Genomic DNA, 17,536 nt, shown 5'->3' on the forward strand with positions numbered 1-17,536 from the left:
AACGGGCGGTCGAAGAGAGCCGCTGCAACGACCGCGTCGCCGAAGATCTCCCCCCTCTCTGCGAAGCTGCGGTTGGAAGGGAGGATTGAGGTGGTGCCGGTTTTTCGAACAAGGCGTTAAGCCACTCAGAGGTGGCCTGGAGAATCTGCACACTGAGATAATTGGATTTTCTGCCTGAAGGCAGCCAGAAAGGCTGCGAGACAGGAGCAGAAAATGAGCAGACGACCCCGGCGCAACCACAGCCCGGCATTCAAGGCGAAGGTGGCGCTTGCCGCGATCAAGGGCGAGAAGACGTTGGCCCAGCTGGCGCACGACTATTGCTGCCAGGCCTGGAACAAGCTCGTTGATCAGCCTAGGCGTATCATGACCATCGGACGCCGCAAATGGGCCCGTAGGTTCTGATCAATGCAGGTTGGTATTAAAGCGCGATCCACATCATCGGCAGCGGGAGATCAGCCAAAGCCAAATTGCAGCTTGACTCTTAGAAGGGCGTCAAGGGCCGCCAATTCGCCAGCCAGGCTTTCACCGGCGTGCTGCGGCGCAAGGGGATTGCCATCAGCATGGACGGGGCGTCGCCTGGCGCGACAATGTCGTGGTCGAGCGGCTGTAACGCTTGATGAAGTACGCGGAAGTCTACCTGCACGCCGACGCTTAGGTCAGCGAAGCACGCAGTTTGATCGGCCGATACCTGGGCTTCTACAACGCCCGGAGACCTCACTCGAGCCTCGGTGGGCGTACGCCTGATCGAACCTACTTTGATAATCTGCCGCAGGCCATGGCAGCGTGAATTGGCCGCCACTTGCGGGGCGTCATGGAGGTCGGGCGTAGCCCGGCCGGAGTGACGCCCCGCAAGTGGCAGCTTGAGCCACCAGACCGCAGATGATCCACGTATCAAACGTCAAAGCCTGTTCAGATAAACCAAGCTACCTCTGCCTGCGAGGGGACGTGAGAGATGCTTCAAATCTTAAGAACGGCGCGTTCTGCGTTAACTCTAGACGGATGCAATCCGGTAGCTCCTCGCGCGCTAGAGGGAGACTGTCATCTCCTGGGAGTTAAGCACAGTGGCGACCGCGTTTTCCGATATCGAGACCTCTGCACCGACTATGGCCGTGCAGGCCACTACGCCTGACGCACGTCCGCGCATGCGGGGCATCTTTCCGGGGCTTCTCGTCGCCGTGCCGATTTCGCTGGTGCTGTGGGCGGGGATCTTCGAGCTCATCTTCTAAAGGCTCGCCCTCCGTTCTGTCAGGACGTGAGCGGGGGAGCCCCCAGCCACAACCAGATCGCAAAGCCGATCGCGATCCCGGCGCAGATCAGCGCACGCCACGCGGGAACCGGGGCCATGCCTTTCGTGCCTGCGGGGGCAGGGCGGTGGCCGGTGACCATCGGGGCGACAAGGTTGTCGCGCTTGATGGTGCGGTAGAAGAGGATCGCGGCCAGGTGCAGGCCGATCACCGCGAGAATGAGATTGAAGCCGACTTCGGTGTGCCACTCGGTCGCCTCGTAGGCGAGCTCGAAACCGGCCAGGTCGTACAGGGGGCCTGCCGCTCCATAATCGGGGTCGCCGCTGATGAGGCCTGGCGCCACCTGCAGCGCCATGGCAGCCAGAAGAGCCAGAACGCTCCACCCACCGGCCGCGTTGTGGCCGACGGTGATATCATGGCCCGGCTTGCCGAGCGAGCCGAGGTAGCGCCCCACCGCCAGGGGGCCGCGCACGAAATTCGTAAAACGCGCCGTCGAACTGCCCACGAAACCCCACAGCACGCGGAACGTGAGCAGAGCGGTGAGCGCAAGACCCAGGCGCATGTGCCAGGTCATCTCGTCGTTCTCCGCTGTCCACCAGAGCGCCGGGATCAGTCCCACGAAGCACCAGTGGCACACGCGGACCGGAAGGTCCCAGAGCCGGATACGGGTCTGTCCGGGACCTTCCGTCATCACGTCAGCCTTCCTTCTTTTCCTTGCGGAAGTCGTCGTGGCAGCCCTTGCAGGCCATGCCGACGTTACCGAAGGCTTCCTTGGTCGCGGCCGCGTCTTCGCTCTGCGCAGCGGTGCGCAGCGCCATGGTGGCGTCGATCAGCTTGGTGGCGGCCGCCTCGAAGTCTTCGGGGCGTTCCCAGACGGTAGCAAGCGCGTCGGTTTCTTCACCCGAATCCGGGCCGGTGCCGGCGGGGAAGAGGGCGGGGATCTTCTGCGCCGCGGTGACCATTTCAGTGGCGTTCTCGCCAATGTCCTCGAAGTCCGGATCGCTCTCGTCGAGTTCGGCCTTGTTGGCCTTCATCGCCTTGGCGAGCGCCTTGAAGTTGTCTTCGCGCGCCTCGATGGTGGCTTCGGCGTCAACGGCACCGATCGAGGGATCGACGCTGGCCGCTTCGGTCGGATCGCCGTCGGGCTCCGAGCCGCTGCAGGCCGAGAGCGAAAGGACGATAGCAAGGGCGGGGGCGGCAAGCCCGGTGACAGACTTCAAGGCCATGTGCGGTTCTCCTGTTGCATATTCTGGCAGCGTTATACCGAATGCCACGAACGAATGAAGTGACAGAATGTTGCATCTGCGAAGCAAGAGGCTTCGGCTTTCGTCTCTTCCAAGGGGATGACAGCCGGTCAGCGGTTAGGTGCCGGGAACGGCACAGCCTCCTCCGGCCAATCCGCAAAGGGCTGGCGCACCGCGTCCCAATCGGGGGGGAAGCGCAAGTTGAGCGCGGTGAGGGGCGTGCCTTCGAGCCGGGACGCCTCGTGGCCCTGTCCCTGTGTGTCGACGAAGACGAAGGCATCGCCGGGCCGGGCGATCGCCTCGCGCAAGGACCCGCCGGTCACACGGATGCGCAGGGCGCCTTCGAGGACGAGTTGGAAGCTGCCGCAGCCTTTGGATGTGTGGAAGGGATCGACGAGCGGGCCGATGTCCCAGACCAGCGTGCGCCAGCCGGGGGTGGAGAGCGGGGGATCGCCATACTCAGGGGCTGAACGTACCGTGACGGGCGCCAGACAGGAGTGCCCATCCGCCCGGGCGTAGACCACATGAACCGCCATCCCTGCTCCCTCCTGCCGTGAAGGCGAGGCTAGGTGATGTACGGGCGCGGCACGAGTGCCGATTGCGCCCCTGTTCAGTGAATGGATATGCGAAGAGGGAGGGGGCCATCTGCGCGCCCTCCCTCCTGCACGGCTTTTGCCGGTGTGGCGCCTTAGAGTGCGATCACCCCGCCATCGTCCTTGGTGATCGCGACCACGGCCGAGCGGGGCCGCGAGGAGGCCGCGGCATTGGTCTGGCTTTCGGGCCAGTGGCTGGTCACGTTACTGGCATCGCCGCGTTCGCCCGGGTGCTGGATGCCCACGAAGAGCGTGCGGCCATCGGGCGTCATGTCGATGCCGGTGATCTCGCACTCGACCGGGCCGACGAGGAAGCGGCGCAGCGTGGCCGGGGTGGCAAGGGCGCCAACGTGCGTACCTTGCGTGGTTGTCTGCGTGCCGTCGGTGTTGGTGACGGTGAAGGCGTTGCCATCGCCTACGCTGCCGGGCATCGCGGCCAGCATCATGCAGTTGGTGATGTCGGTCATCGCGCCATCGTCGGTCTGGATCCAGAACACCGGGTTGAACTGGCCCGAGACCGCGCTCTCGCGCGAGAAATAGGCGCCGTCCGGGCTCGAGAAGTCGTTGCTGGTGTCGAGGTCCGAGATATTGATGTTGGTCTGCTCGAAGGCGGTGTCGCAGTCGAGCGTGTCCGCACCGAACATGTAGATATCCCAGGCGAAGGTGTGCGCCGCCGTGGTGTCGCCGTCCTCGCGCAGGCGCACGATGTGGCCGTTGGGGTTGCCCGAATTCCAGTACGAGCGCGGGTTTGGCGCATTGGTGCCGTCGACCGGGCGGTTGGAGTTGTTCGAATTGGTGAGGGTCAGGTAGATCTCACCCGTGACAGGGTTGCCTGCGGTCCACTCGGGGCGGTCCATCGGGGTGGCGCCCAGCGCGTCTGCGGCGAGACGCGGGTTGATCAGGATGTCGGCCTGGTCGGCGAAGGTGTACTCGGGATAGCTGCCCGAAGCCGGGCGCGGCGGGACCTGGCCATGGACCAGGGGAAGCCATTCGCCGGTCCCATCCGCGTTGAAGCGCGCAACGTAGAGCGTACCGTGGTCGAGGTACTTGTCGCCGACGGCGAGGCGGTCGGCGTTGCTGGCATCGCCTGCGTTCCAGTTCGCGTCCGAAACGTACTTGTAGAGGTACTCGCCGCGCGAATCGTCGCCCATGTAAGCCGCGACCGGCTGCCCGACGACGGCGCGCACGAAGGCGCCTTCATGGCCGAAGCGGCCGAGCGCGGTGCGCTTGCGTGGCGTCGAAGTGGGATCGTAAGGATCAATCTCGACGACCCAACCGAACTGGAAGGGCTCGTTGCGGAAATCCTCGGTCGCATCCGCGCCCATGATCGTCGCGTTCCAGCGGGTGATCGTGGTGTCGGTGGTGGACGCGCTCGACCAGCCGTAGTTGCCGCTCGTGCTGCGCACGCCGTAGCGCTGAAGCGAGGTCAGCTGCGCCGGGGTGCGGTTGGCATCATCGCCGCTGTCGCGGCGGAAGTAGCCGGCCCAGTTTTCCTCGCAAGTGAGGTTGGTGTGCCAGGCCGAGATACCGTTGGCGCAGTTGTTGATGGTGCCGCGCCCGCTTGTGCCATCGGCCGAGTAGGCGGTGGTCATCCAGGCCGAGCCTGCCGCCGGGCCCGACAGCGTCATCGGCGTGTTGGGGGTGATGCGGCGGTTGAAGCTGCTGTCCTGGACGTAGGACCAGGTGCGGTTGCCGCTGTCGACATATTCGGCGACCGAGACGCCGTGGCACTCGATTTCCTTGCGCACTTCCTCCAGCGGACGGGCGCCACCGATGGTCGTGGGGCCTGCGGGGTGGAGGTAGTCCTCTGTGATGTTCTCGTGGTTCTGGACCATGAGCCCACGGGTGTTGGCCATATCGTCGGGCGCGCCTGCGGCGGAGAGGCCGAAGTAGTGCAGGGCGTCGGCGTGGTCGCCGATGCGGTTGGCAAAGTCGGTGTCGGAGCCGTCATTGGCATAGGGCGGGGTCGCGGCGGTGAGCGGGTCGCCCAGGCGCGTCATGACGGTGACCGAGTAGCCGGTGGGGACGAGGACCGTGTCGGCAAGGCTGTGCTCAACCGCAGTGAAGCCCAGGACCGCGGGCGAGACGCGCACGTAAGTCACGGCCTTGCGCTCGATGCCCTCGCTGGTGGTCGCGATGAAAGTGAAGGCGAGGTCGATGGCATCTTCCACGGCGGGTGCGAGGAAGGTCGCGGTGGTGCCGTCCAGCGTCAGCTCGACATCCGGGCCATCGGTCTGGATCCAGGTGGTGGTGCTCGCCGATCCGGCGACCACGGTACCCGTCAGCGTGACGACGCGGCCCGCGCTGGTGACTGCGTTGCTGCCCGCGTTCACGATGATGCCCGCATCCGAGCCTGTGTTGTCATCGTCACAGGCGGCCAGCATCGCGGTGCCCATCAGCGCCATGCCGGTGGCCTTGGCGCCGCCCATGAGCGTCTGGCGGCGCGAAAAGCGGTTGTCCGCGAGCGTTTCGAGCGAAGGGGTGGTGGTATCGTTGGTGTCGACGTCGCCGTCGCTGTAACCGTAGGCAGGATCGAGAGGTGTCATGCTGGAAGAGCCCCATCCGTTTGAAGATGGCGCACCAGTTAAGCGGGGATTGTGTCAGTCGAACGCAAGTTTGATGGCGAATACATGACTGTACTTTTGCTGCGCTTCCCTTTTTCTGTGACAGGGAGGTACCTGAAAGCTTCGGGAGCAGGCGGGCGGGATGTTTGGCGATCGGATCGCCAACTAACCGGCGCCAAGTGGGCATCGATGTCGCGCGAGGGGCCGGGAGTCACCTTTGCTGCCTATGCGAGAAGGCTATGAATGGTCCGGAAAAGCGGCGTTTTTCGGGATTTTCTTGACTTCTTTGGCTGCCTTCACTAGACAGCGTCCTTTCAGGAAAACCAGTTTCTTACGGAGTGCCCATGGCGCGCGTTACCGTCGAAGATTGCGTCGACAAGATCCCCAACCGTTTCGATCTCGTTCTGCTTGCCGCACAGCGTGCGCGCGAGATCTCGGGTGGCGCCGAGCTCACCGTCGACCGCGACCGTGACAAGAACCCCGTCGTTGCCCTGCGCGAGATCGCCGAGCAGACCGTGGTCCCCACCAACCTCAAGGAATCGCTCGTCACCTCGATGCAGCGCGTGCTGCCCGATGACGACGACGAGATGGACGAGATCGGCTCGCTCAGCCAGTCGGCCGAGGCCCTGCGCATCACGGCCTCTGCGCCCACGCGCAACACCTCGATCGGTGGCGATTACGACGGTTGATCCGCGCCGCTTGACCTCCCCGGCCTGACGCGCAAGACATTGCGATGTGGCCGGGAAGAAAAGAGCTTTGCCCCGCATTGCGGGTTTGACCGGGGGATCGCCTGACATAGCGGGCGATCCCTCTGGCGCATTGGGCGCCACCATCGCGATCTACAGCGTCAAGGGCGGCGTGGGCAAAACCACCTTCGCCAGCAATCTGGCCTGGTGCTCGGCGCAGATCTCCGGGCACAGAACACTGTTGTGGGATCTCGATGCCGCAGGCGGTTCGGGGTTTCTCTATGGGCTGGAGCCCAAGGGGGCGAAGCCCGCGCACGATGTCTTTGCCAAAGAGCGCGCGCCCGAGAAGCTGATCCAGAAGACCGGCTATTCCCGCATTCACTTGCTGCCCGCCGACGAATCCATCCGTGCAATCGACGCACGCCTGACCGAGATAGGCAAGCGGCGGCGTCTGGCAAAGCTGACTCGGGCGCTGGGCGCGGACTATGCGCGCATCCTTCTGGACTGCCCGCCGGTCATCAACGAGCTCTCCGCCCAGATCGTGCGCGCGGCCGATCTTGTCATCGTGCCGCTGCCGCCATCGCCGCTCTCCACGCGCGCCTTCGATCTTGTCGTGCGCGAGATCGCCGGAAATACCCGTCGCCATCCCCCGATCCTGCCAGTGCTCTCGATGCTCGACATGCGCCGCACGCTGCACCGCGAGGTGCGTGACCAGCATCCAGGCTGGCCAGCGGTGCCTTATGCCAGCGCGCTTGAGCAATGTGCGGTGCAGCAACGCCCGGTGGGCGAGATCGCGCCGGGCAGTCCGGCCGCGCGCGCCTTTGCAAACCTTTGGGGCGCAATTGAGCGCAAGCTTGCCGAACGGCGCGGCTGACCCGATCGTAGATACGAATGGCGAGAGGGGCTTTCGCCGTCTTTTCGCAGCTGCACAGCTGCGCTAGCGTCCCGGCGGCACAGCAAGGGGCATGAAATGAGCACGAATGTCGAAGGCTACCTGGGCGACGCTGCCCGGGCTCGCCTGGAAGCCGGGCGAGCTGACCCGCGCCTATATCGAAGGCGCGCGGGTGCGTTTTGTATCGCCCATGGCGATGTTCCTGTTCTCGGTCTTCGTGATGTTCGCGGTGCTCCAGATCATGGGGATCGCACCTCCGGTGGATAGCGGCGGGGCCATGGAGGCGCACGTCCACAGGCTGGAAGACAGGTTGCAGGACCAGCGCGCGAACCTCGAGAAGGCGCGCGCCTTTACCCAGCCAGACACCCACGAGCGGGCGATGATCGACAAGGAACTGGCGGCCAATGCCTCCGAGCTTGAAAAGCTGCGCACATTCCCGAGCTACCGCCGCGAGGAAGAGGACGAGGAGCGCTTCAACTCGCTCCATTCGGGCTGGAAGCGGCTCGACAAGGGCATCGGAAAGTGGCGCAAGAACTCAGGGCTCATGCTCTACAAGCTCCAGACTAGCGCCTATAAGTTCTCCTGGCTGCTGATCCCGCTGTCGGTGCCCTTCGTAGCCCTGCTGTTCGTGTGGCGGCGGCGTTTCGGCCTGTACGACCACGCGGTCTTCGTGACCTATTCGCTTGCCTTCATGTCGTTCATGGGGATCGTGCTGACCATCGCAAGCGGGCTGGGCGTGCCCTCCACCTGGCTGGTGAACACCTTTGCCATCGTCGCGGTGATCCACATATACCGGCATCTGAAGGGCGCGTACGAGCTCTCGCACCGCTCCACCGTGTGGCGATGGCTGGTGCTCCTCGTCTTCATCGGCGTGATCGCCCTTTTGTTCACGACGATCCTGCTTTTTCTGGGCCTGGTCGGCTGAGGGCGGCGCACATGCAGCAGGCAGCAAAAAGGGGCGTCAGGATAAACCCGGCGCCCCTCCTGCATTCCCCTCTCGGGAACCGTTAGCGGGATCAGAGAGCCTTCCCGGCTGTCATGCCCCTTGCGGCTGTGTACCGCCGGAAAAGCGCTTGCCCGACTTGGGGATCGAGGAACCGGTGACCGGGCGGACCGAGGAGGGACCGCGCGGGTCGCTCGGACGATCGATGGAGCCCTTGTCCATCAGTTCCTTGATCTCGTCGCCCGACAGCGTCTCGTATTCGAGCATGGCCTGCGCCAGCGCTTCGAGCTGGTCACCCTTCTCGGTGAGGATCTGGTTGGCGCGGGCGTGCGCGTTGTCGATCAGCGTGCGGATCTCGCTGTCGATGAGCTTGTTGGTCTCGTCCGAGGCCATCGTGCGGTTCGAGCCGCCCATACCGAGATAGCCTTCCTGGCTTTCCTCGTACTGGAGCGGGCCCAGCTTGTCCGACATGCCCCACTTGGTCACCATCGAGCGTGCGAGGCTGGTCGCGTACTGGATATCGCCCGAGGCGCCCGAGGAGACCTTGTCGTGGCCGAAGATCAGCTCTTCCGCCACGCGGCCGCCCATGGCGACCGAGAGGTTCGCGAGCATCTTGTCGCGGTGGTAGGAATAGCTGTCGCGCTCGGGCAGGCGCATGACCATGCCCAGGGCGCGGCCGCGTGGGATGATCGTGGCCTTGTGGATCGGGTCCGAGGCCGGTTCGTTCAGCGAGACTATGGCATGCCCGGCCTCGTGGTAGGCGGTCATCTTCTTCTCGTCCTCGGTCATGACCATCGAGCGTCGTTCCGCGCCCATCATGACCTTGTCCTTGGCGTCCTCGAATTCCTGCATGGCCACCAGGCGCTTGTTGCGGCGCGCGGCGAGGAGAGCCGCCTCATTGACGAGGTTGGCGAGGTCCGCGCCCGAGAAGCCGGGCGTACCGCGGGCAATGACGCGCGCGTTGACGTCGGGCGCCAGGGGCACCTTTTTCATGTGGACGGCGAGAATCTGCTCACGGCCCTCGATGTCGGGCACGGGCACCACGACCTGGCGGTCGAAGCGGCCCGGACGCAGCAGCGCGGGGTCGAGAACGTCGGGACGGTTGGTCGCCGCGATGATGATGATGCCCTCGTTGGCCTCGAAGCCGTCCATCTCGACCAGCAGCTGGTTGAGGGTCTGCTCGCGTTCGTCGTTCGAATTGCCCAGGCCATGACCACGGTGACGGCCGACCGCGTCGATTTCGTCGATGAAAACGATGCACGGCGCATTCTTCTTGGCCTGCTCGAACATGTCGCGCACGCGGCTTGCGCCCACACCCACGAACATTTCGACGAAGTCCGATCCCGAGATGGTGAAGAAGGGCACGCCCGCCTCACCCGCGATGGCGCGGGCGAGCAGGGTCTTGCCGGTGCCGGGCGAGCCGACGAGAAGGGCGCCCTTGGGGATCTGGCCGCCGAGCTTGGAGAAGCGGGTCGGGTCCTTGAGGAACTCGACGATTTCCTCCAGTTCCTCGCGCGCTTCGTCGATGCCAGCGACGTTGTCGAAGGTCACGCGGCCCGAGCGTTCGGTCAGCATCTTTGCTTTGGACTTGCCAAAGCCCATCGCGCCCGAGCCGCCGCCCTTCTGGACCTGGCGCAGCGCGAAGAAGGCGATGCCGATCAGCAGCAGAAAGGGCAGGGTGTTGGCAAGGATGTAGACAAGCATACTGCCCTGTTCGGGCGCCTTGCCGGAAACCTGCACGCCCTGTTCCTCCAGCAGCGGGAGAAGCGTGGTGTCGGTGCCGACGGGAACGGTCGAGAAGCTGTCGCCATTGCGCATCTTGCCGTCGATCCGGTCCTGCCCGATCTCGACCTGCGAAATGTTGCCCTGGGCCACCTTGTCGCGGAAGTCGGAGTAGGGAATCGTCGTCCCGGTCGTCTCCCGGGCGCTGAACATGGATACCACCATGAGCAGGGCCAGAAAGATGCCACCCCAGACGAGGAGGCTCTTGACCCATGGATTGCCGTTGGGCTGGTCGTCGTTCATCAGTTCAGTACCTGTCCTTTCGCTCCCCTAATGTAGGTGAGCGGGGCTGAATCGCAAGTTAGCCTGCGTATAGTAAACCAAGCTTTCGCCTGCCACCTGCGGGTGTGAAGTTATGTGTCCATAGGCGCAGGTCGCACGCGCCGTGCAAATGCCGGGCCTTATCCGTCAGATGAACAGCGATTCGCGGTTTGGCTTGCCAATTTTTCGCGATGCAGCATCTTCGCAGACTTGGGAAATTTCCGGGTGGGGCAAGAGCAGGGGGATGACGTGAGCAAGGGACGCGATTCGCTGTGGAACGAGGATCTGGCGCCCAGCGGGCCGGACCAGCGCACCTGGCGCTGGTACCATTTCGCCGCGCTCTGGGTGGGCATGATCGTCGCCGTGCCGACCTGGATGCTGGCGGCCGGGCTTATCGAGCAGGGCATGTCCGCCCTCCAGGCAACCAGCGCGGTGGTGCTGGGCAATGTCATCATTCTCCTTCCCATGCTGCTGATCGGACACCCCGGCGCGCGTTACGGCGTGCCGTTTGCGGTGCTTGTGCGTTCCTCGTTCGGGACGGTGGGAGGACGCCTCCCGGCCGCGGCCCGCGCGCTCGTCGCCTGCGGGTGGTACGGCATCCAGACCTGGATCGGGGGCGAGGCGCTGCTGACGCTGCTTGGCATCTTCCTGAGCGCCGACATGCGCGGCAACCCGCTGCCTTTTTTCGGCATCGGCCTTGGCGAGCTGCTCTCGTTCCTCGCTTTCTGGACGATTCAGCTGGCCTTCGTGCGCAAGGGCATCCTTACGATTCGGCGCCTCGAAACCTGGACGGCGCCCTTGAAAATGGTGGCCTGCTTTGGCCTTCTGTGGTGGGCGCTTGATGCTGCGGGGGGTGTCGGGCCGATCTTTTCCAGCCCCTCGGCCTTCGTTCCGGGCGGCGCGCGCGAGGGGGAATTTTGGCTTGTCTTTCTGCCTTCGCTCACCGCCATGGTCGGCTTCTGGGGCACGCTGGCGCTCAACATTCCCGACTTCACGCGCTTTGCCAAAAGTCAGAAGGACCAGATGATCGGCCAGACGCTGGGCCTGCCCCCGACGATGGGTCTGGTAGCGCTGATCAGCGTGATGACGACCTCGGCGACCGTGGTGATCTATGGCGAGGCGATCTGGGACCCTGTGCAGCTGGCGGGCACGCTGTCCGGTCCCTTCGTGTTGCTCGGCCTCATCGTTATCGCGGTCGATACGGTCTCGTGCAACATCGCGGCGAACCTGGTGTGCTCGGCCTATGACTTCGCCGCGCTCTACCCTTCGCGCATCTCCTATCGCACCGGGGCACTGTTCACCGCATTCATCGGCCTGTTCATGATGCCCTGGAAGCTTCTGGAGAGCACCAACGGCTACATCTACACTTGGCTCACGGGCTACGGCGCGCTGCTCGGGCCCATCGCGGGCATCCTCATCGCGGATTACTGGCTGGTGCGGGGAACGCGGCTCGACGTCGAGGGGCTCTACCAGGAGCACGGACCCTACCGCTATGGCAATGGCTGGAACCCCAAGGCTCTGATTGCGCTGGCCGCGGGCATCGCGCCCAACGTGCCGGGCTTTCTCGCCGTCTCGTTCCCGGCGAACTTCGGCTCCATGGGCTGGTTCTGGGGGCAGGTCTATACCTACGCCTGGTTCGTGGGCGTGCTGGTGGCGCTGGGCGTCTATGCCGGGCTCATGCGGCTCGGCGCCGAGCACGTACCTGCGGGCGAAGTCCAGGCGGCGGAGTGACGAATAGGTGGTTCCGAGGGCGATTGCTCTCGGGCTCCCCGAACTGTCGACATCACCTTTCGCAGCCACCGTGGCGCGAGAACGCTGAGGACGCCCGTTTGGGGGCAAGGGACGATGGCCCCTTGTAAAATCTTAGTCGGAAACGAAACCGCCGCGCGGATCGTCGGCATCCAGATCCGAGAACTTGGTGATGCGCGCCTCGAACTTCAGGCGGACGCGGCCCGTGGAGCCGTGACGCTGTTTGGCGACGATCAGTTCTGCAAGGCCAGTGACTTGCTCCATGCGCTGGCGCCAGGCTTCCCACTTGTCGACCACGCCGGGCGGATCGCCCTCGGCGGGAAACTTGGGTTCGGTCGCGTTGACGTAGTAGTCTTCGCGGAAGACGAACCAGACCATGTCCGCGTCCTGCTCGATCGAGCCGGATTCGCGAAGGTCGGAGAGCATCGGCTTCTTGTCCTCGCGGCTTTCCACCGCGCGGCTGAGCTGGGAGAGCGCGATCACCGGCACTTCCAGTTCCTTAGCCAGCGTCTTCAAACCACGTGAAATTTCGGAAATTTCGTTCACGCGGTTGTCGTTGGCGCGGCCCGAGCCAGAGAGCAGCTGCAGGTAGTCGATGATGATGAGGCCGATGTTGTAGCGGCGCTTCAAGCGGCGCGCGCGGGTGCGCAGCGCGGCGATCGAGAGGCCCGGCGTGTCATCGATGTAGAGCGGCAGTTCGGCAAGGCGCTGGCTGGCAAAGGAGAGTTGCTGGAAATCTTCGCGGCTGATCTTACCCATGCGCAGCGCTTCGGAACTGATGCCCGACTGTTCGGCCAGAATACGCGTGGCCAGCTGGTCGGCGCTCATTTCGAGGCTGAAGAAGGCCGTCGGCGCGCCGACCGAGCGCTTGTGCTCGATCCCCAAGGCCATGTCGTCGACGTAGCGCTGCGAGGTGTTGAAGGCGATGTTGGTGACAAGCGAGGTCTTGCCCATGCCCGGACGGCCGGCAAGGATGATAAGGTCGGAATCGTGAAGGCCACCGATCTTGGAGTTGACCGATTCCAGGCCCGTCGTCTTGCCCGAGATGTTGCCGCCCGAATTGAACGCCTTCTCGATGTTGAAGATAGCGGTGTGGGTGGCCTGCGCGAAGCTCTTGGCCTCGTTCGCGGAGGCGGCGCCTTCGGCCACCTTATAGAGCGCGGCTTCGGCCTGTTCGATCTGCTGCTGCGGCTCGACCGCCTCGGAGGTGTCCATCGCCCCTTCGACAAGGGTGCGGCCCACTGTGATCAGTTCGCGCAGGAGCGCCAGGTCGTAGATCTGGTCAGCCAGTTCGCGCGGGGCCAGGAGGCCCTGTCCGTCGGCCGTGAGGCGGGCAAGGTAGGAGACGCCGCCCAGCGCCTTCAGCTGCTCATCGGCCTCGAAATAGGGGCGCAGCGTGACCGGCGTGACCACCGCCTTGCGATCGAGCAGGGTGACGATGCGTTCGAAGATGCGGGCGTGGACAGGCTCGAAGAAGTGCTGGGGCCCGAGCTGGGTCTGCAATTCCTCCAGTACGCGGTTGTCGATCAGCAGCGCCCCCAGGAACGCGGCTTCGGCTTCCACGTTCGAGGGAAGGGCGCGCGCGCCCTGCGTGTCGTCGCTCGAGACTTCGGCGAGTTTGAGAACGTCCTGCTGTGCCATAAGCCTTCCCCAATGCGCCCGCGGGCGCCAGCGGGCAAGGGGGCGACGCGCAGGCGGCGGCGAATTTTTTCCCCAGCTTGTGGATGGGGCGTGGCAAGGGCACCAAAGGTCAGGGTTGCCCGGCCCTGCCGCAAGCGCGTAAGGCCAGAGGAATCATGGCGGACCCGCGCATCTCTCATATCGAACTCGACGATACCACGATCCTGTGGCGCAATGCCGATATCGAGCAGGAGCGCCGGATCGCGATCTTCGACCTGATCGAGGACAACCTGTTCAAACCCCTGCGCGCCTATGAAGGCGGGTACGAGGGCCCCTATCACCTGCACCTTTCGGTGCGCGACGGACGGCTCTCGATGCAGGTCTCGGACGAGAAGGGCGCCGAACTGGAAACGCTGGTGCTGGGACTGGCGCGCTTTCGCCGCCCCATCCGCGAGTACTTCGCGATCTGCGAGAGCTACTACCAGGCGATTCGCAAGGCGACCGCGCAGGAGATCGAGACCATCGACATGGCCCGGCGGGGCATCCACAACGACGCCGCCGAACTCCTGATCGAGCGCCTCGACGGCAAGGTCGAGACCGACCATCCCACCGCGCGGCGTCTGTTCACGCTGATCTGCGTGCTCCATATCCGTGGTTGACGATTGTTAACGATCGCACACCATACTTCACACTTACACTGCACGCGCTGACGACAGGGCCCGGGACGCAATCAAGGCATGACATCGCGAAGGAAGAAGGCGGCCGCACGGCTGCGCTGGCTGATGCGCTTCGTCGTGGTGCTGGCGGTGCTGGGCCTGGGCGGAGCAGGCTGGGCCTGGTACCGGGCGCATAGCTGGTTGCCCGACCGTGCGCTCTACCCCACGCAAGGGGTCGAAATCGGCGCGCGCGACGGCGTGGTCAGCTGGAAGTCGCTGAAGGCCATTGGCGCGGACTTTGCCTATATCGATGCCAGCGCGGGCGTGGACGAGCGCGATCCGCGTTTCGTTGCCAATTTCGAAGCTGCGCGCGGCGCCGGGATGCAGGTGGGGGCGGTCCACCGCTACGACCCGTGCCAACCGGCCGAAAAGCAGGCGGCCAACTTCGTCACCACGGTCCCGCGCGAGGGAGACCTGCTGCCCCCTGCGGTCGAGCTGGACACGCTGGCCGATGGCTGCGCGGGCAAGGTCTCCGACGCGCGGGTCGAGAGCGAGCTGATGACCTTCCTCAATCAGGTCGAGACGCACACTGGCAAGCCCACGATCCTCAAGGTCACGCAAGCCTTCCAGGCGCGCTATGCCATCGCTCGCAAGCTCGACCGCAACCTGTGGCTGGTGCGTGACCGCTTTGCCCCGTCCTACGCAGGGCGCGACTGGATGCTGTGGACTGCCAACAGCGCGCTTTCCACCGAGATTGCCCCGGGCGATCTGCGTTGGCTCGTGATAAGGCCAGCCTCATGACGACGATGCCCGATTCCCTTATCGAAGCTCAGCGCGACGCGCTGATGGCCGAGGCCCGCAAGGCCGCGCACAGCGCCTACGCGCCCTATTCGAAGTTCCATGTGGGGGCCGCGCTCCTGATGGGCGATGGCGCGGTGGTGACCGGCGCCAATGTCGAGAACGCAAGCTATGGCCTTTCGCTATGCGCCGAGACGGTGGCGGTCGCCAAGATCCTGTCCCAGCCTGGCGAGGCCGGGCGGCTGGTCGCGGTCGCGGTGACCGGCGGAGCGCCGGGCCATCCCGGCGAGGGCATGGTGGTGACGCCGTGCGGCCGCTGCCGCCAGATGCTGAACGAAGTTGCCCAGCTGGGCGGCACTGATCCGGTGGTGTGGAGCGATGGCGCGGACGGCGTGCTGGAAGAGCCGCTCTCGGTGCTGATCCCGCACGCGTTTGGTCCGGCCAACCTCGCGTAAACGAACGGGGTGACAAGAGGTAGATATTTTCAAGGGGCCATCGCCCCCTGAGCCCAAAACGGGCGAGCTCACCATTCTCGGCCACCGAGGCGCGCGGAAGGTTAGGTGAGCCCGAGGGCCATGGCCCTCGGAACTCTTTCTTGTGGCCTATCGTCAGCCCGCGTCGCGCTCTTCGAGCCATTCGAGCAGCGCGCCCAGGCAATCGCGGCCCAGCTGCATCGAGCGTTCGGGGCTCCAGGCCTGGCGCGGATCGGCGGCGGGGTCATGGTCCTTGAAGGGCATTTCCAGCGTCATCGAGACGGCGCCGAAGCGTTCGGCGACCTGGTTGGTCGACATCGCAAGGTTGCCTTTGCCGGCAGGGGCGGTCGGGTAGCCGAGCTTGCGCTGGAAGTCGGGCGTGCGGCGGTCGAGCAGCTCGCCGTAGCGATCATACCCGGCCTTCTGCGTGTCCTTGAGCGAGGGGATGCCCTCGAACCCGGCCAGGAACACCGCGGGGATCGCCTCGTCGCCGTGCACATCCATCGCGAAATCGACCCCGGTTGCGTCCATCGCGTTGCGGATGGCGAGGACCTCGGGCGACTTCTCGGGCGTGGGCTCGGCCCATTCGCGGTTGAGGTTGGTGCCCACCGCGTTGGTGCGCAGGTGCCCGCGGCGCGAGCCGTCCGGGTTGCAGTTGGGGACGATGTGGAAGCTGGCGCGGCGACGCAGCTCCCGGCCGACCGAGTTGGCGGGGTCGGTCAAGAGGTCAAGCGCGCCTTCCATCCACCATTCCGCCATCGATTCGCCCGGATGCTGGCGGGCGTAGAGCCACACGCTGACAGGACCGGTGCCCATTTCGAGGCAATCGAGAGGCTGGCCGTCGAGCGTGGAGCCCAGCGTGCGCAGGGTGAGGCCCTCGCACTGCGCGGCGTCTGCGATGAGATCGTAATGGCGCTCCATCGAGTAGGGCGCGAAGTAGGCGAACCAGGCGAGGTCCGAGCTCGGCGTGTAGCGGATCGTCAGGCTGCCGCCCTCATCTCCCTCGACAAAGGCGCTGGGCGTGCGCGTCCACAGCGCGCGGTCCTCGGACACGCAGGCGTTGTAGCCGGGCCAGCCCATCGGGTAGGCCGAGCCATTGAGGCCGGTGATCTTGAGCGTCAGTTCGCGGCCCGCCGCGCCCGACACGCGAAAGTGGAACCACTGGGCGAACTCGCTCATGTGGTCGCGCGTGATGGCGAGGCGTGCGCTGGCGCCCTCGATCGAGAGCACCTCGATGTTGCCCGCGTCGAAGTCGGCGTGGATCTGGATGTCGGTCATTCTGGTCTTTTCTGTCATTTCACGAGGATGGTTTCGCCCGATTCGCCGGGGAAACCTTCAAGTAGGGCGCGGGCGAGCGCCTGGGCGCTCGCGTCGGGCGCGGCAAGGTCGGATTTGCTCGAAACGATCCGGTGAGCACGGCCCTCCCATTGGCGCTCGCCCGTGGCGGCGTCATCGATGGTGAGGAAGAGCCGGGTCTCGATCTGCTCGCCGGGGCGAGGCGTGAGGTCAAGGCCGATGCCAAGGCCCACCCCCGACCCGTAACCGCCGGTCCCCGCGCTGCCGCCCACCGAAACCGGCGAGCGGCCCGAGGAGGGACGGAAGCGCTCCTGCTCGAGGCGCAGGCGCGCAACGCTCTGCGCGGTGCCCCCGTCCGCGGAGGCGGGAAGGACGCGGTAGCCCGCGCGGGTCAGCTCGGCGGCAATAGCCGCGCGGTAGGGCGCCAGTTCCAGGCTGCTGGCATCGTTGGTTGCAAGCTCAAGGCGCAAGGCCCCGCGCGGGGTATCGGGCGGTGCGGGCAGGCGGTGGAAGCGGGTGACTTCGACAGGCCCCGCCACCGGGGTTGCCGTGCAGGCGGCCAGGCTTGCCAGCGCGCCCCCAGTGAAGAGCGCAAGCAGGGGAAAGGGCAGCCTTGGCATTGCGGATCTCCCGGCTAACGCGGAACTCCCATCGATGAGATCCGCGTGGATCGTTCGGGCACCATGCGGTGCGTCAATGCCCTTGATGTGGGCGTCCGGGCGCCGGGATGCAAGC

General features: G+C 65.1%; 17 protein-coding genes and 1 pseudogene. 10 read left to right on the plus strand and 8 right to left on the minus strand.

Translation table 11 applies throughout. From position 1 onward, the window contains the following. Positions 1–213: 213 nt before the first annotated feature. The 3 genes and pseudogenes from FMM79_RS15585 to FMM79_RS21265 all read left to right on the plus strand — a co-directional run bounded on the left by FMM79_RS15585 (position 214) and on the right by FMM79_RS21265 (position 1,226). Positions 214–402, plus strand: a complete 189-nt coding sequence (locus FMM79_RS15585) for a hypothetical protein (protein ID WP_148628377.1) — start codon at positions 214–216, stop codon at positions 400–402. A gap of 92 nt (positions 403–494) precedes the next feature. After that, positions 495–787 (plus strand): annotated as a pseudogene (locus FMM79_RS21945) (integrase core domain-containing protein); the annotation flags it as partial. Positions 788–1,061: 274 nt separating this feature from the next. After that, entirely contained in the window at positions 1,062–1,226 is a 165-nt protein-coding gene (locus FMM79_RS21265; protein ID WP_153269331.1) for a hypothetical protein, read from the plus strand. Between the two features lie 19 nt (positions 1,227–1,245). On the opposite strand, the gene FMM79_RS15595 is transcribed toward FMM79_RS21265, so the two are convergent. The 4 genes from FMM79_RS15595 to FMM79_RS15610 form a co-directional block, all read right to left on the minus strand. Then, the gene (locus tag FMM79_RS15595) at positions 1,246–1,935 is read right to left on the minus strand and encodes a cytochrome b/b6 domain-containing protein (RefSeq protein WP_148628430.1); all 690 of its coding nucleotides are present in this window, start codon (positions 1,933–1,935) and stop codon (positions 1,246–1,248) included. A gap of 4 nt (positions 1,936–1,939) precedes the next feature. Beyond that, positions 1,940–2,470, minus strand: a complete 531-nt coding sequence (locus FMM79_RS15600; RefSeq protein WP_148628379.1) for a cytochrome c — start codon at positions 2,468–2,470, stop codon at positions 1,940–1,942. Positions 2,471–2,598: 128 nt separating this feature from the next. Continuing rightward, on the minus strand, positions 2,599–3,024 hold the full coding sequence (locus FMM79_RS15605; RefSeq protein ID WP_148628380.1) for a hypothetical protein: 426 nt from the start codon (positions 3,022–3,024) through the stop codon (positions 2,599–2,601). Positions 3,025–3,176: 152 nt separating this feature from the next. Continuing rightward, positions 3,177–5,627: a PhoX family phosphatase gene (locus FMM79_RS15610; protein WP_148628381.1), complete on the minus strand. Its 2,451-nt coding sequence runs from the start codon at positions 5,625–5,627 to the stop codon at positions 3,177–3,179. A 362-nt stretch (positions 5,628–5,989) separates the two neighbouring features. On the opposite strand from FMM79_RS15610, the gene rpoZ reads away from it, so the two are divergent. The 3 genes from rpoZ (at position 5,990) to FMM79_RS15625 (ending at position 8,148) form a co-directional block, all read left to right on the plus strand. After that, positions 5,990–6,334 (plus strand): DNA-directed RNA polymerase subunit omega, encoded by a 345-nt coding sequence (gene rpoZ / locus FMM79_RS15615; protein ID WP_039392671.1) that lies wholly within the window; start codon positions 5,990–5,992, stop codon positions 6,332–6,334. A 76-nt stretch (positions 6,335–6,410) separates the two neighbouring features. Continuing rightward, positions 6,411–7,205, plus strand: coding sequence for a ParA family protein (locus FMM79_RS15620; RefSeq protein WP_240339246.1), 795 nt, complete (start codon positions 6,411–6,413; stop codon positions 7,203–7,205). Between the two features lie 106 nt (positions 7,206–7,311). Beyond that, the gene (locus FMM79_RS15625; protein WP_148628383.1) at positions 7,312–8,148 is read left to right on the plus strand and encodes a DUF3667 domain-containing protein; all 837 of its coding nucleotides are present in this window, start codon (positions 7,312–7,314) and stop codon (positions 8,146–8,148) included. Between the two features lie 111 nt (positions 8,149–8,259). Here the strand turns inward: FMM79_RS15625 and ftsH are convergent, their stop codons facing one another. After that, a complete protein-coding gene (gene ftsH / locus FMM79_RS15630) occupies positions 8,260–10,191 on the minus strand; it encodes an ATP-dependent zinc metalloprotease FtsH (RefSeq protein ID WP_148628384.1) in 1,932 nt (643 codons plus the stop codon). A 267-nt stretch (positions 10,192–10,458) separates the two neighbouring features. On the opposite strand from ftsH, the gene FMM79_RS15635 reads away from it, so the two are divergent. Then, positions 10,459–11,940 carry an NCS1 family nucleobase:cation symporter-1 gene (locus FMM79_RS15635; protein WP_148628385.1) on the plus strand — a complete coding sequence of 494 codons (1,482 nt, stop codon included), beginning with the start codon at positions 10,459–10,461 and terminating at the stop codon, positions 11,938–11,940. Positions 11,941–12,072: 132 nt separating this feature from the next. Here FMM79_RS15635 and FMM79_RS15640 read toward each other — a convergent pair whose 3' ends face one another. Then, positions 12,073–13,599, minus strand: coding sequence for a replicative DNA helicase (locus tag FMM79_RS15640; RefSeq protein WP_148628386.1), 1,527 nt, complete (start codon positions 13,597–13,599; stop codon positions 12,073–12,075). A gap of 155 nt (positions 13,600–13,754) precedes the next feature. On the opposite strand from FMM79_RS15640, the gene FMM79_RS15645 reads away from it, so the two are divergent. The 3 genes from FMM79_RS15645 to FMM79_RS15655 all read left to right on the plus strand — a co-directional run bounded on the left by FMM79_RS15645 (position 13,755) and on the right by FMM79_RS15655 (position 15,487). Further along, a complete protein-coding gene (locus tag FMM79_RS15645; RefSeq protein WP_148628387.1) occupies positions 13,755–14,237 on the plus strand; it encodes a UPF0262 family protein in 483 nt (160 codons plus the stop codon). A gap of 78 nt (positions 14,238–14,315) precedes the next feature. Beyond that, complete coding sequence (locus tag FMM79_RS15650) at positions 14,316–15,035, plus strand: glycoside hydrolase family 25 protein (protein ID WP_148628388.1); 720 nt, start codon at positions 14,316–14,318, stop codon at positions 15,033–15,035. A 5-nt stretch (positions 15,036–15,040) separates the two neighbouring features. Continuing rightward, the gene (locus FMM79_RS15655) at positions 15,041–15,487 is read left to right on the plus strand and encodes a cytidine deaminase (RefSeq protein WP_148628431.1); all 447 of its coding nucleotides are present in this window, start codon (positions 15,041–15,043) and stop codon (positions 15,485–15,487) included. Positions 15,488–15,640: 153 nt separating this feature from the next. On the opposite strand, the gene FMM79_RS15660 is transcribed toward FMM79_RS15655, so the two are convergent. Then, complete coding sequence (locus FMM79_RS15660; RefSeq protein WP_148628389.1) at positions 15,641–16,783, minus strand: M14-type cytosolic carboxypeptidase; 1,143 nt, start codon at positions 16,781–16,783, stop codon at positions 15,641–15,643. Positions 16,784–16,797: 14 nt separating this feature from the next. Continuing rightward, positions 16,798–17,421 carry a DUF4136 domain-containing protein gene (locus FMM79_RS15665; protein WP_148628390.1) on the minus strand — a complete coding sequence of 208 codons (624 nt, stop codon included), beginning with the start codon at positions 17,419–17,421 and terminating at the stop codon, positions 16,798–16,800. Between the last annotated feature and the right edge of the window lie 115 nt (positions 17,422–17,536).

Origin of the sequence: Novosphingobium sp. BW1 (assembly GCF_008107685.1) — a bacterium.
In the GTDB taxonomy this organism is placed as follows: domain Bacteria; phylum Pseudomonadota; class Alphaproteobacteria; order Sphingomonadales; family Sphingomonadaceae; genus Novosphingobium.